The 13,869-nt window shown below is 74.4% G+C and carries 12 protein-coding genes; 6 read left to right on the forward strand and 6 right to left on the reverse strand.

The genetic code is table 11. The features are described from left to right. A partial coding sequence (locus tag AB0C69_RS23735) for an aminotransferase class I/II-fold pyridoxal phosphate-dependent enzyme (RefSeq protein WP_360356995.1) occupies positions 1-621 on the reverse strand: 621 nt, incomplete at its 3' end. Between the two features lie 80 nt (positions 622-701). Here AB0C69_RS23735 and AB0C69_RS23740 point away from each other — a divergent pair. Continuing rightward, positions 702-1,997, forward strand: coding sequence for an FAD-binding protein (locus tag AB0C69_RS23740; RefSeq protein WP_360356997.1), 1,296 nt, complete (start codon positions 702-704; stop codon positions 1,995-1,997). A 241-nt stretch (positions 1,998-2,238) separates the two neighbouring features. Continuing rightward, complete coding sequence (locus AB0C69_RS23745; RefSeq protein ID WP_345182244.1) at positions 2,239-2,562, forward strand: Lsr2 family protein; 324 nt, start codon at positions 2,239-2,241, stop codon at positions 2,560-2,562. Positions 2,563-3,008: 446 nt separating this feature from the next. Here AB0C69_RS23745 and AB0C69_RS23750 read toward each other — a convergent pair whose 3' ends face one another. The 5 genes from AB0C69_RS23750 to AB0C69_RS23770 all read right to left on the reverse strand — a co-directional run bounded on the left by AB0C69_RS23750 (position 3,009) and on the right by AB0C69_RS23770 (position 7,500). Next, a complete protein-coding gene (locus tag AB0C69_RS23750; protein WP_345182246.1) occupies positions 3,009-3,329 on the reverse strand; it encodes a co-chaperone GroES in 321 nt (106 codons plus the stop codon). Between the two features lie 69 nt (positions 3,330-3,398). Then, positions 3,399-4,163 carry a serine protease gene (locus AB0C69_RS23755; protein ID WP_345182249.1) on the reverse strand — a complete coding sequence of 255 codons (765 nt, stop codon included), beginning with the start codon at positions 4,161-4,163 and terminating at the stop codon, positions 3,399-3,401. 17 nt (positions 4,164-4,180) lie between these two features. Further along, on the reverse strand, positions 4,181-5,128 hold the full coding sequence (locus AB0C69_RS23760) for a DMT family transporter (protein WP_345182251.1): 948 nt from the start codon (positions 5,126-5,128) through the stop codon (positions 4,181-4,183). Between the two features lie 122 nt (positions 5,129-5,250). Further along, entirely contained in the window at positions 5,251-6,018 is a 768-nt protein-coding gene (locus AB0C69_RS23765) for an SDR family oxidoreductase (protein WP_360357003.1), read from the reverse strand. Between the two features lie 24 nt (positions 6,019-6,042). Continuing rightward, a complete protein-coding gene (locus AB0C69_RS23770) occupies positions 6,043-7,500 on the reverse strand; it encodes an NAD(P)/FAD-dependent oxidoreductase (protein WP_360357006.1) in 1,458 nt (485 codons plus the stop codon). 114 nt (positions 7,501-7,614) lie between these two features. Between AB0C69_RS23770 and AB0C69_RS23775 the strand changes: the two genes are divergently transcribed. Genes AB0C69_RS23775 through AB0C69_RS23790 form a run of 4 tightly spaced genes read left to right on the forward strand, consistent with a single transcriptional unit; the run spans position 7,615 to position 13,811 of the window. Further along, complete coding sequence (locus AB0C69_RS23775) at positions 7,615-9,798, forward strand: DUF4132 domain-containing protein (protein WP_360357009.1); 2,184 nt, start codon at positions 7,615-7,617, stop codon at positions 9,796-9,798. A 49-nt stretch (positions 9,799-9,847) separates the two neighbouring features. After that, positions 9,848-11,098: a DUF4132 domain-containing protein gene (locus AB0C69_RS23780; protein ID WP_360357012.1), complete on the forward strand. Its 1,251-nt coding sequence runs from the start codon at positions 9,848-9,850 to the stop codon at positions 11,096-11,098. Next, positions 11,089-13,419 carry a DUF4132 domain-containing protein gene (locus AB0C69_RS23785; protein WP_360357015.1) on the forward strand — a complete coding sequence of 777 codons (2,331 nt, stop codon included), beginning with the start codon at positions 11,089-11,091 and terminating at the stop codon, positions 13,417-13,419. The genes AB0C69_RS23780 and AB0C69_RS23785 overlap by 10 nt, the downstream gene beginning before the upstream one ends. Then, positions 13,419-13,811 (forward strand): hypothetical protein, encoded by a 393-nt coding sequence (locus tag AB0C69_RS23790; protein ID WP_345182264.1) that lies wholly within the window; start codon positions 13,419-13,421, stop codon positions 13,809-13,811. The genes AB0C69_RS23785 and AB0C69_RS23790 overlap by 1 nt, the downstream gene beginning before the upstream one ends. Positions 13,812-13,869 lie beyond the last annotated feature (58 nt).

Raw genomic sequence — 13,869 nt, forward strand, 5'->3', positions numbered from 1 at the left:
GAGGCCGTACCCCTCGACCGCCAGCGGCCCGGGCAGCACCCCGCCGCCGAAGAGCAGGCGCAGGGCGTGGGCGAATCCGGAGCAGACCACGATGTGGTCGGCGTCGGTCCGCACGCCGCGGGTGCGGGCCAGGTAGGCGGCCAGCGCGCGGCGCAGCTCGGGGCGTCCGCGCGGGTCGCCGGGGCCGAAGGCCTCGTTCGGCGCCGCGGTGACCGCGCGGCGCGCCGACGCCAGCCAGGCGGCGCGCGGGAACGACGACGCGTCCGGCTGGCCCTGCCGCAGGTCGTGCGCCGGCTCGGACGGAGGGGGTCCGAGGGGACGGGCGGCGGGCCGGGCCTGGGGCTGCGCGCCGAGCGCCACCTTCGTCCCGGAGCCCTGGCGGGCAGTCAGCCATCCCTCGGCGACGAGTTCGGCGTAGGCGTCGGCGACGGTGTTGCGGGCCAGGCCCAGATCGGCGGCCAGCGAACGGTAGGGCGGCAGCCGGGTGCCGGGGGCCAGTCGCCCGGAGCGGACCGCCGCGCGCAGCGCGCGGGTCAGGGCCGCCCGCCGCCCGCCGCCGGGCAGGTCGAGGTGGAGGTCGGCCCCGATCCGCTCCGCCAGATTGACCCAGTTTTCTGCCATGGCATTGCACCCTATCTCCGGTCTCTTCTCCTCCTAGATTTCGGTGTAGGGCTTGATGACCTGCTGATTCGGAGGAAATGATGAACGACTTGCGCGCCGCTGTCCGCGGTCGGGTCCTGCTGCCCGGCGACGCCGGCTTCGACGCCGCGCGGCGTCCCTGGAACCTCGCCGTGGAGCAGCCGGTGGAGGCCGTGGTCGAGGCCGCCGACGCCGACGACGTCGCCGCGCTCGTCCGGTACGCCCGTTCCGCCGGGACGGCGATCGCCACGCAGCCTAACGGCCACGGCGCCACCGGTCGCACCGAGGGCGCGATCCTCCTGCGCACCCGGCGGCTGGACGGCCTGGAGATCGACCCGGCGGCACGCCGCGCCCGGGTGGGCGCGGGCGTCGCCTCGGGACGGCTCCAGGCGGCGGCCGCGCCGCACGGCCTGACCGGGCTGCCGGGGAGCTCTCCCGTGGTCAGCGTCGCCGGGGTCGCCCTCGGCGGCGGGCTGAGCTGGTTCGGGCGCGCCCACGGGTGGGTCGCCGACAGCGTCACCGCCTTCGAGGTCGTGGACGGCGACGGCCGCCGCCGGCGCGTCACCGCGGACACCGACGCCGACCTGTTCTGGGCGCTGCGCGGCGGGGGCGGCGGCCTCGCCGTCGTGACGTCCCTCGACCTGGCGCTGCACACGGCGCCGCACCTGTACGGCGGCCGGATGCTGTGGCCGGCCGTGCACGCGCCCGAGGTGATGGACGCCTACCGGCAGATCACCGCCGCCGCCCCGGACGAGCTGACCGTCTGGCTGGACCTGCTGCACTTCCCCGGCGCCGACCCGATGGTCGCGGTGGACGTCACCCACCTCGGCCCCGCGGACGAGGCGCGCGACCTGCTGCGCCCCCTGGACCGGCTCGCACGCCCCCTGTCCGACGGCAGGGCGACCATGCCGGTCTCCGAGCTGGGCGCCATCACGGCCGAGCCCACCGACCCCGGCGCCGGCCGCTCACGGGCCGAACTGCTCACGGAGCTGGACGACCGCGCGGTCAAGGCGCTGCTGGCCGATCCCATCGCCCCGCTGCTGAGCGTGCAGATCCGGCATCTGGAGGGCGCGTTCGCCCGTCCCTCCGACAGCCCGCACGGGCCGCTCACCGAGCCCTACGCGCTGTACATGTTCGGCATCCCGGCCGATCCCGCGACCGCCGCAGCGGTCGCCGCGAAGCAGGAGGCGCTCGCCGGCCTCCTGCCCGCCAGCGGACGCAAGCCCTTCACGTTCCTCAACCCCGAGGAGACCGCCGCGAACGCCTTCGCCCCCGAGGCGCTGGACCGCCTCCGCCGCGTCAAGGCCCACCACGACCCGCGCGACACCTTCCGCGGCAACTTCCCGGTCACCCCCTGAGAGCCCGACCGAGAAGTGCACTGCAATCGACACCCTGGGCACAAGAAATTGCCAAGACAGGGTCCGAATTGCAGAAGCATCGTGTCCGCGCCGGTCTGCTGCCTTTATACCGGAACACGGGGGCGGTGCCTCGCCCGGACGAGGCCGTGGCGGCGCGGTTGCGATGACCTGGCCTGTTCCCCGGCGGCCTAGTATGAAGACGGGACCGTCATTCGTCAGTGAACGAGGGGGAAGGCAATTCATGGCGCAGCAGGTCAAGGTTCGCCTGGTCGACGACATCAGCGGCGGGGAGGCGGTGGAAACCGTGTCGTTCTCGCTGGACGGCCGGTCCTATGAGATCGACCTGAACAAGAAGAACGCCGCCAAACTGCGCAAGGTCATCGAGCCTTACCGGGAGCACGCCCGCAAGGCGCGCCGCACCGCGGCGAGGAGCGCCACGCGCACGGCGGGCAGCCGCGAGCGCAGCGCCGAGATCCGCCGGTGGGCGAGGTCGGCGGGAATCCCCGTCAACGACCGCGGGCGTATTCCCGCCGATGTGCTCCAGAAGTTCGAGGCCGCGCACTGACCCGTCACTCCGCCGGGCAGAGGCCCATTTCCAGGCGGCTGCAGGCTCCGAGAAGCACCGCACCCGGCACTGACCGCCATGCGGCGAGATCTCCGGAGCACGTGCGGCCGCCTGGCAGGCCTGGCGCAGATTTCGAGCCGGAGCAAAGCGTCTCAGCAGGCTGGACGACGACGGAAGCGCGATAGGGCCTGTCACGCCCGCCCAGCGGGCACTGGCCGCCCAACACCAGACGAAGTCCGGAGCCCCCATACCGCAGACCAGCACCCACTACTGCGACGACCTCAGCCACCACAGGACCACGCGACAACCTGGGGGGCTGCGATCGCGTCCGAAGGCAGATTCGAGCGAAGCAAGAATTTGATCGCGCAGCGAGCCGGAGCGATGCCAGCGATCGCCCGCGTTTTTCGACGAGGGAGGGCCGCCAGGCCCGAAGGAGGAGAAAAAGGCTATAGATAGAGCCCAGTGCCGTGTTCTGGGCGTTCGCTGGCGATGGCGTGCAGGTCGCGCTCGCGCATGATCAGGTAGTTCTCGCCCTGGATCTCGACCTCGTACTGGTCGGCGGGGTGGAAGAGGACGCGGTCGCCGGGCTTGACGATCCGCACGTGGTGGCCGACCCCGCAGACCTCTCCCCATACCAGGCGGTTCTGCTGCTCGACCGTCGCGGGAATGACGATGCCGCCGGTGCTGCGGCGCTCGCCGCTGTCCTTCTCGGACTTGATCATGACGCGGTCGTGCAGCATCTGGACTTCGAACTTGGGCTCGGACACGCGGGCGAGTTTATCCGTCCGCGCGGGTAGGAACGTTCCGCGCTGCGCCCGGGGCGGGGCGGCGCGGGGTCAGGGCAGGGAGGTGAGCCTGGCGTAGACGCCGGGGTAGCCGGGCTTGCCGCAGCCGTAGCCCCAGGAGACGAGCGCGGCGACGCGCCCGCCGGCGATCAGCGGGCCGCCGCTGTCGAACTGGCACGAGTCGGCCTTCGCGGATCCGGCGCACAGCATGTCGGACGGGTCGAAGGAGTCGCCGTAGGCGCGCCGGCACGCCGCGTCGCCGGGGAGCGGGACGGCGGCGGCCCGGAGGCGGGTGTTGAACAGGTCGTTCTCGGAGGTGAAGCCCCACCCGGCGATCTCTGCGGTGCGGGCGGAGCCGGGGGCGCCGAGGGGCGCGGCCGGGCGGTTCACGCGGCGCGCGAGCGTCAGGACGGCGAGGTCGTGGTGGCTGACGGTCTCGTCCTTGAAGGTCGTCTCGCGGTACTTCGGGTGCATGCGCACGGACTTCACCGCGACCGTCTCCCCGCCGCGGCCGGCCAGGTCGTCCCGGCCGAAGGTGGCGGTGAGGACGCCGGGGACCCGGCGGAACATCGACACGCAGTGGCCGGCGGTGAGCAGCCGGTCGGGCTTCACCAGCACGCCGCCGCAGAACTGCCCGGCCGGGCGGACGAAGAAGATCGGGGAGCCGACGGCGGCCATCCACGGGTACCGGGCGGCGGGCGCCGGGGCGCCGCCCACGACGGCGTCGGCGGGGGCGGCGGTGGCGGCGAGCGGCGCGAGCCCCAGGCAGGCTCCGAGCAGCGCGAGACCGAGGGACCGGCGGGAGGGCAGGGCCATGGCCGCACTGTAGGCGATCAGGGGGCGGCGCGCACGCGTTTGCCGGCGGCGGCCCGCTGCGTCTGCGCGGCCGGGTCCTCGTAGCGGGGGAACAGCGCCAGCGCGGCCAGCGCGAGCGCGAAGCCGCCCGCCCGGAGCGCGAAAGGCGCGGTGTCGCGCGGCCACTGCTCGTCGAACAGGACGGTGCTGCTGAGGACGAGGTAGGTCCGTCCGATGACGGTGAGCACGACGGCGACGATGGCGATCCGGCAGCGCTGCAGCGCGACCTGGAGCTGCCCGAGCGCGATCGCGGCGAGGCCGATCGTCAGGTACGGGTAGGGGGACTCCAGGACCGCCCGCGCGCTGCCGGTGTCCTGGTAGACGAGCGAGATGCCGCGGATGCCGGCCTCGGCCAGCCCGGCGCAGGCCCCGGCGCCGATCCCGTAGGCGACCCCGGCGAGCCTGCGGGCGTGCCGGCCGCCCGCGCGGCGGTCGCCGACCAGCCAGACCAGGGCCGCGACGATCACCGCGGGGGCGCAGACGGCGAGCATCGTCCAGGGCCGGGCGAGGGTCCCGGCGAGGGTGGCGTCGGCGCGCGGTTCGCCCTCGGTCGTGGCCGACAGGCCGATCAGCCCGGTGGCGAGGACGAACAGCGCGACGCTCGCCCATTCGCGCAGGCTCAGCCGCTCGCCGAGGACCCCGGCCGCGAAGGCGACGAGGAGCACCAGGCCGAGGGCGAAGACGGGCTGCGCGACGGCGAGCGGCACCGCGGAGAACGCGACGACCTCGTAGCCGAGGCCGAGGAACAGCAGCAGGCCGCCGCCCAGCCAGACGGGGTCGGTCAGCATGAGCCGGGCGACGCGGAACGGGCGGCTGCCCCGCAGCGGCTCCATCCGGCGCGCGGAGACGCGGAAGACGAGGAAGGCGATGTAGTAGACGGTGGTGGCGAGCAGGGCGAGGGCGGCGTAGCCCAGGTCGTGACCCATCGGGAAAGACCCTTCGGCGGACGGGGGCGGGAAGAGTCGTCCGGCGCGCCTCGAAGCGACTCGCCCTGCCACGATGCCCTCTCGCACCGCCCGTGACAAGGCCGTGACCCCTGACTACATGATCAATCGTAGTGACGGCCGCGGGTTGACGACAGGCGGGAGACGAGGCCCCGGGGCAGCAGCCGTGTGATCCCGACGACGGCCTTGTACTGCGCTCCCGGGACGCTGACCTGCACGCCGCGGCGCAGGTCGCGCAGGGCGGCGGCCACGACGTCGTCCTTGTCCAGCCACATGAAGTCGGGGACGTCTGACATGTCCATCTGGGCGCGGTCGTGGAACTCGGTGTGCACGAAACCGGGGCACAGTGCCATCACCCGGACGCGGCCCCGCGACCGACTCCGGATGTCGGCGGCGACGCCCTGGCTGAAGTTCACGACCCACGCCTTGGACGCCCCGTAGGTGCCGCGCGTGGCGAACGCCGCGACCGACGAGACGTTGACGACGCCGCCCCGGCCGCGCGCCAGCATCCCCGGGAGGGCGGCGTGCGTGAGGCGCAGGACGGCCTCGCAGTGCACGCGCAGCATGGTCAGCTCGTCGGACACCGGGACGTCCAGGAACACGCCCCTGTTGCCGAATCCGGCGTTGTTGACGAGCAGGTCGACGTCCTTGCCGACGCGCTCCTCGGCCGCGGCCAGGCCCTCCTCGGTGGACAGGTCGGCGGGCAGCGCCTCGGCGCGCACGCCGTAGGCCGCGCGCAGCTCGGCGGCGGTCCGCTCCAGCCGTTCGGCGTCGCGGGCCAGCAGGACCAGGTCGAACCCGTCGGAGGCGAGGCGGCGGGCGAAGGCGGCACCGATCCCCGCGGTCGCGCCGGTGATGAAGGCGGTCGGCATGGCCCCGAGCCTAGGGCGCGTTCCCTACAGGGCGGCGGCACGCCGCGCGCGGAAGTGCCGCGGGTCGGGGCGGCGGGTCGCGCGGCGGTAGGCGAAGGTGTAGCCCGGCCAGTTGTTGACGACCTTCCCGCCCTCCGTCATGTACCAGCTCCGGCAGCCCGCCTCCCAGACGGTCGAGCGCATCCGCTCCCGCATCTCCCGGGTGAACGCGTCCTGCACGTCGGGCCTCACGTCGATCCAGGCCAGGCCCGCGCCGCGCAGCGCCTCCACGCATCCGAGGACGTACCGGAACTGCGACTCCAGCATGTAGATGATCGAGTTGTGCCCGAGGTTGGTGTAGGGCCCGTACAGCAGGAACAGGTTGGGGAAGCCGCTGACGGTGATGCCGAGGTGGGCCTGCGCGCCGTCCCGCCACGCCTCGTTCAGCTCCCGGCCGCCCCGTCCGACGATCTTCATGGGGGACAGGAACTCGGTGGAGCGGAACCCGGTCGCGTACACGATGACGTCGGCCTCGTGCGCGCCGCGCGCGGTCCGGATCCCCGTCGGGGTGACGCGCTCGATCGGGTCGGTGATCAGGTGGACGTTCGGCCTGCTCAGCGCCGGATAGTAGTCGTCGGACAGCAGGATCCGCTTGCACCCCATCCGGTAGCCGGGGACGAGTTCGGCGCGCAGCGCGGGGTCGGCGACCTGCTCGGCCAGGCGGCGGCGGAAGCCGCGCTCCATGAGTCCCATCAGCCGCGGGTACCGGATGAAGCCGAGCGCGCGGGCCTCGAACAGCGCGTAGATCCGGGCGCGGCTCAGCGCGTACAGCCCCGGCACGGCCCGCAGCGCGGCCCGCTCCCAGGCCCGGTACGGCCGGTCCGGTTTGTCGATCACGTACGGCGCGGACCGCTGGAACAGCAGCAGCTCCGCCGCCTCCCGGGCGATCTCCGGGACGATCTGGATCGCGCTCGCGCCCGTCCCGATCACCGCGACGCGCCTGCCCCGCAGGTCGGCGCCGTGGTCCCAGCGGGAGGAGTGGAAGGCCGGTCCGGTGAACGACTCGCGGCCCTCGATCGGCGGCAGCTCGGGCCGGTTGAGCTGCCCGCACGCCGAGACCAGCACCCGCGCGGCGAGGTCCCCGGTCGTGGTGGAGATCCGCCAGAGCGCCGCGTCCTCGTCGAACCGCGCCTCGGTCACCTCGGCGCCGAACCGGATCCGGTCGAGGACGCCGTGCTCGCGGGCGCAGTGCCGCAGGTAGTCCAGGATCTCCGCCTGCGGCGGGAAGCGGCGCGACCAGTCGGTCCTGCGCTCGAACGAGAACGAGTACAGGTGGGACGGGACGTCGCAGGCCGCGCCCGGGTAGGTGTTGTCGCGCCAGGTCCCGCCGAGGTCGGCGGCCTTCTCCAGGATCACCACGTCGCGGACGCCGGCCTGCCGCAGCCGGATCGCCATCCCGATCCCGCCGAACCCGCTCCCGATGATCACCACGCTGTGCGTCATGGCAGTCCCGAATCTCATTCTGTCTGGGTCCCCCACGAGCGTAGGTGACCGTGAAGTCACTGAGAAGGTGTCGCCGAGGCGCGTTTTGTCGGTCGGTTCTGCCAGCATCCCGGCATGCCCGACGCCACCCTCGCCGCCGAAGCGCGCGCCGACGACGGTCCCGGAACGATCCAGGCGCTGATGGCGCGCGCCTGCGAGTCCGGAGAGGAGGGCTACCGGCTGGCCGTGCTCGTCGAAGAGGCCCTGTCCGCCGCCGAGCGCCTCGACGCCGGAACCCTGCGCGAGATGGCGCCGCCGCTGAAGCGACTCAACGGCGTCTTCGCGCGGGCCGACGTCCCGATCGGGTACCGCCAGCGGGTCGACCGCCGCCTGCGGGCGCTGCTGGCGAGCGTGGACGAGGCGTACCTGCCCGAGGGGGTGCTTCCCGTCCACGACGTCTGGGCCGCGCCGCTCCGCGAGCGAGTGCGGGTCGCGCCGTCGGCCGAGCTGACCCGGTTCGTCCGGCACCTGGCGAGCCTGTCGGCGCCGCGCCCCTCGCGCGCGTGGCACCGCGCGTGCGTCACCCTCGCCGACGAGGCGGCCGCGCGCGAGGACGTCGCCGAGTGCCTCCGCGCGCTCGCCGAGGACGAGCCGCACTGCCCCCGCGAGGACGGCCGGCACACCGCGACGTCCTGCGGGTACCACCATCTGGTCGACTCGCACCACGGAGACGTCGCGCGCGGCCTCGTCTGGGCGGCGGCCCTCACCGGCGGCCCGGACGCGGTGCCCCGGCTCCGCGCGGTCGCCCTGCGCATGGGCACGGCCGGCCGCGACCTCTACGAGGGCCCCAAGGTCGCGGGCGCGGCGATCAACGCGCTGGGCGCGGTCGACGATCCGCGCGCGCTGGAGGCGCTCTGGCGGCTCCGCGCGCCGGTCACCAACCGCGCGCTGCGCAAGCAGCTCGACACGGCGCTCCAGGCGGCGGCCGAGCGGCAGGGCATCACGCGGGCGCAGCTCGTGGAGCGCAGCGTCCCCGCCCACGGGCTCGGCCCGGACGGCTCGGCGGAGCGGGTCCTCGGCGACCACACCGCGCGCGTCGCGGTCGAAGGCGCGGCGACCGTCCGCGTCACCTTCACCGGCCCCGACGGCCGCCTCTCCCGGACGGCCCCGGCCGCGGTCAAGGACCGCTTCCCCGACGAGCTGAGGCGCCTGAAGGCGCTCGCCAAGGAGGTGCGAGCGACGCTGTCGGGCGAGCGGGCGCGCGTCGAGGGCCTGCTGTCCGAGGACCGCTCCTGGCCCTACGCCGAATGGTGCGAGTTCTACCGCGACCACCCGATCACCGGGGCGGTCGCCCGCGGCCTCGTCTGGGAGTTCCAGGGCGAGGACGGCCGCTGGCGCGCGTCCCTCGGCGCTCCCGGCGGCGACGCCGCGCGGGTCAGGCTCTGGCATCCGCTCCGGGCGGCCGTCGGCGAGGTGCGGGCCTGGCGGGAGCGCGTCGTCGACGAGCAGGTCCGGCAGCCGTTCAAGCAGGCGTTCCGCGAGATCTACCTCCTCACCCCCGCGGAGGAGGGCACCGCGACCTACTCCAACCGGTACGCGGCGCACATCGTCCACTACCGGCGGCTGTACGCGCTGTTCAAGGAGCGGGGCTGGCAGTCGAACTTCCTCGGCCGGCACGAAGGCGGCCTCCACGGCGAGGCGCGCGGCGAGTTCGGCGGCGGCGAATGGCGGGCGTGCTTCTACCACGAGCCGGTCGACGACGACGGCGACTGGACGGTCGAGCACGCCGCGACCGACCAGGTCCGCTTCGAGCGCAGGCACGGCCGGCGCTGGCGGGAGGCGCCGCTCGCCGACGTCCCGCCGCCGGTGTTCAGCGAGGCGATGCGGGACGTGGACCTGTTCGTCGGCGTCACCTCCATCGCCGCCGACCCGGACTGGGCCGACCGGGGCGAGGACCGCCACGCCGCCTACCGGCGCGAGGCGGGCTTCGGCGCGCTGACCGCGAGCGCCGAGGTCCGCCGGGCGGCGCTGGAGCGCATCCTGCCGCGCACGAGGATCGCCGGCCGCTGCGCCCTGGACGGCCGCCACCTGGTCGTGCGCGGCGAGCTGCGCACCTACCGGATCCATCTCGGGTCGGCGAACGTCCTGATGGAACCGGACGGCGCCTACCTGTGCGTCGTCCAGGGCCGCCGGCCCCCCGGCACGCTGTACCTGCCGTTCGAGGACGAGCGGCTCTCGCTCATCCTCAGCAAGGCGTTCCTGCTGGCCGCCGACCACAAGGTCACCGACCCCTCGATCCGGCGGCAGCTCGGCGTGTGATCACCTGAAACGTCCCGGAACCGGCGCTTCCATCTGGAAAGATCACCTCATGTCCGACGACCACCGGCCGCCGGCCGCGCTCGACCTTCTGGACCGCCCGCCCGCCCCCGGCGGGCCCGCCGGCCCCGCCGACCCCGGGGTGCCCGCGCACGGGCTCGGCCGCGACGGCTCGCTGGCCCGCGACATCGGCGGCTACCAGGCGGTCCTCGCCATCGCCGACCCGATGACCGTCCGGCTCACCTTCATCGGCGCGGAGGGCCGCCCGCTGCCGACCGTCCCGGGCGCGCTCAGGACGGGCTTCGCCGCGCAGGTCAAGGAGACGAAGGCGCTGGCGAGGCGGGTCCGCGCGACGCTGGCCGCCGAGCGGGCGCGGGTCGAGGCGCTGATGGCGGCCGAGCGGACCTGGCCCTACGGGCAGTGGTGCCGGCACTACCGCGACCATCCGGTCACCGGACGGGTCGCGCACGGGCTGATCTGGGAGTTCGAGGAGCCGGACGGGCACTGGCAGGCCGCCACGCCCGGCGAGGACGTGCTGGTCACCGTGGACGGCCGCGCCCTGCCCGCACCGCCGGGCGGCGCGCGGGTACGGCTGTGGCATCCGGTGCGGGCGCTCCCGGGCGCCGTCCGCGCCTGGCGGAGCTTCGTGACCGGCAACCGGATGGCGCAGTCGTTCCGGCAGGCGTTCCGGGAGACCTACCGGCCCGGCCCCCCCGGGGCCGAGACCGATCTGCGCCGCGGCCGCTTCGACGGCGAGGAACGGCGCGTGCTCGCCGGGGGCGCGTGGCGGGTCGGCTGCCGCGAGGGCCGGGCGCGGGTGACGTTCGAGCGGCGGGCCGCCGGGTCCTGGCGGGAGGAGCCGCCGCGGGCCGTGCCGCCGGCGGTGTTCAGCGAGGGGATGCGGGAGGCCGACCTGTTCCTGCGCCTCGCCCCGGCCGCGGAGGAGGACCCGTTCGGCGCGCCGTCCGCGACCGCCGAGATCCGGGCGGACGTGCTGCGCCGGGTCCTGCCCGGCACGAGGATCGCGGGCCGCTGCGCGGTCGACGGGCGGTTCCTCGTCGTCCGCGGCGGGCTGCGCACCTACCGCGTCGACCTCGGCTCCGGCGGCGTGCTGATGGAACCGGGCGGCGACCGGCTGCGGATCGGGCCGTCCCGCCGGACGGGGCAGAAGGGCCTGTTCCTGCCGTTCGAGGACGAGGTGCTGGCACGCGTCCTCGGCACGGCGTTCCTGCTGGCCGCCGACCACCGGATCACCGACGAGGCCGTCCTGCGGCAGATCAGGAGGGACGCCCGATGGAACTGACCGCGCGGCTGCTGCGCGCCATGACCGACCCGGCGGCGGAGGACGAGGAGTTCCGCACCTGGTATCCCGACCTGTCGGCGCTGTCCGACCGCGATCTCGGAGACCTCGTACCCGCCGCCTACGCGGTCGGCCGGGAGGCGCCGTTCGTGTCGATGTCCGTCCGGCTCAGGATCGAGGACGAGGCCAAGCAGCGGCAGCCGCGCTACACGCCGGAGGCGTGCGAGCGCATGTTCCAGGCGCTCGTCGGCGGGCTGGCCCACCGCAAGTGGGCCGACCTCGTGCTCGGCGCGGGCACGCTGGTCCGCTGCACGGGGCCGTGGCCCGACCTCGCCGGCCCCGCCCGGAAGCTGGTCGAGTACCTCCTCGCCCGCGAGCGCCTCGACCAGCCGTTCGCGCTGCTCGCGGTCGGCGGGCTCGCGGGCGACGGCGTCCTGCAGGCGGTCGCCGGGCGCCTGCGCCAGAAGTGGAAGGGACCGATCGTGCACGACGAACTGGACACCGTCGTGCGCCTCGCTCCGGTGGAACGGGTGCTGCTCGCCCAGGTGGCCGAGAACCGGTCGTTCAACTCCCCGCCCGTCCCGCCCGAGGTGTGGGAGCGCGTCGCCGCCGTCCCCGCCTGCGCCGAGTTCGCCCGCCGCGCCCTGGAGGCCGCCGCCGAGCGCGCCCGCGCCGTCCAGGCGGGAGAGGTCCCGTTCCGCGCGGACAGGGCGTTCACCGGGGACGAGGTCGCCGCCGTCGGGCTCGCCGCGCGCATCGCGCTGCTGCGCGACGAGCCGTGGCTGCCCGCCCTGTTCGACCGGCTCCTGCCCGGCGTCTCGGTGGCCCCGACGCAGGCGAGGACGCTGCCGTCGCAGGCGCTGCTGTACGAGATCGTCCGGGCCGCGCAGGAGTTCCCCACGCCCGAGCTGGTCACCGCGATCCGGACCGTCCGCGGGATCGTCCGGCACGCCGGGGTGCCCAAGCAGCTCGACAAGATGCTCAAGAAGGTCGAGGCCGCCCTGGCCGAGCGGACCGAGGTCGCGCTGCGCCTCCCCGATCTCGGCTTCGGCCCCGGCGGGGTCCTGCGCAGGGAGTTGGGCGACTACACCGCCCTCGTCACGATCACCACGGGCAAGGCCGCGCTGACCTTCGAGAAGGGCGGCGCCGCGCTGAAGGGCGTCCCCGTGCCCGTCCGCCGCGACCACAAGGACGAGGTCAAGGAGCTCCGCGACCTCGTCGCACGCGTCAACGCCCAGCTCGTCACGCTCGCGCGGGCGCTGGAGGGCGGCTTCGCCGTCGACGCCGTCCACCCGTTCGGCCGGTGGCGGGACACCCTGCTGCGCCATCCGATCGCCGGGCCGGCGGTGCGCACCCTCCTCTGGGAGATCGAGACCGCGCCCGGCGAGTGGCGCACCGTCCTGCCCGAGACCGGCGAACTGCCGGACGCCGCCGACGACGCCTCCGTCCGGCTGTGGCACCCCATCAGGTCGGGGCCGGACGAGGTGCGCGCCTGGCGCGACCTGCTCGTCGAGCGGCGGATCCGGCAGCCCTTCAAGCAGGCGTTCCGCGAGATCTACCTGCTCACCCCCGCGGAGGTGGAAACGGCGACGTACTCCAACCGGTTCGCCGCGCACCTCGTCCACTACCGGCGGATGTTCGCGCTGTTCCGGGCCCGCGGCTGGACGAGCGCCCTGCTCGGCCCCTGGGACGGCGGAGGCTCCGACGAGGCGGCCCGGACGCTCGCGGCGGGGGAGTGGCGGGTCAGGTTCTCCCACGTCCTGGCCGACTGGCAGGGCGAGCACGAGATCGCCGGCACGAACCGGGTGGTGTTCGACCGCCGCGGCGACGGCGGCTGGCGTGAGGCGGCCCTCGCCGACGTCCCGCCGCTGGTGTTCAGCGAGGCGATGCGCGACGTGGACCTGTTCGTCGGCGTCACCTCCATCGCCGCCGACCCCATGTGGGAGGACGGCGAGGCCCACGAGTACTGGGTGCGCGCGTGGTACGCCGACCTCGGCGAGTCGGCCCGGACGCGCCGGGACGCCCTGGAACGCGTCCTTCCGCGCACGAAGATCGCCGACCGCTGCTCGATCGAGGGCCGCCACCTGGTCGTGCGCGGCGACCTGCGCACCTACAGGATCCACCTCGGCTCGGCCAACATCGTGATGGAGCCGGACGACGCGTTCCTGTGCGTCGTCCCGGAGCGCCGCGCCGCGGGCGCCAAGGTCTTCCTGCCCTTCGAGGACGAGCGGCTCTCCCTCATCCTCAGCAAGGCGTTCCTGCTCGCCGCCGACGCCGCGATCGACGACGAGTCCATCCTGACGCAGATCAAGCGAGGCGCCTGATGACCGCCGTGAACTTCCGCGACGAGACGGCCGCCGGCGCGCCCGTCGCCGCGTTCCAGGTGGGCGGGCTGCCCGACCGGATGACCCTCAGGGAGCTGATCAGGCTCCGGGTCCGCGAGGAGGTCGCCCGGCACAACGCCCGCCCCTCCGACCGGTTCCACGGCCTGGTCCGCCCGGACGGCGCCGAGGCCGAGCTGAACGGCTACCGCCTGCGCGAGCCCCGCCGCCTGGACTGGGAGCGGCAGGCCGACATCGCCGAGCGCGCCTTCCTGGGCAACGGGTTCTTCGTCCTCGCCGCCGACCGGCAGGTCGAGGACCTCGACGAGGAGATCGACCTCACCGGCGACCCCGACCTGGTCTTCATCAGGCTCGTCCCGCTCGTCGGCGGCTGAGGCGTCCAGAGTGGAGGACGCCTTCCGTGACGGCGCCGCTCAAACGCCCATCCTCATC

Origin of the sequence: Actinomadura sp. NPDC048032 (assembly GCF_040653175.1) — a bacterium.
GTDB classification, from domain to species: domain Bacteria; phylum Actinomycetota; class Actinomycetes; order Streptosporangiales; family Streptosporangiaceae; genus Spirillospora; species Spirillospora verrucosospora.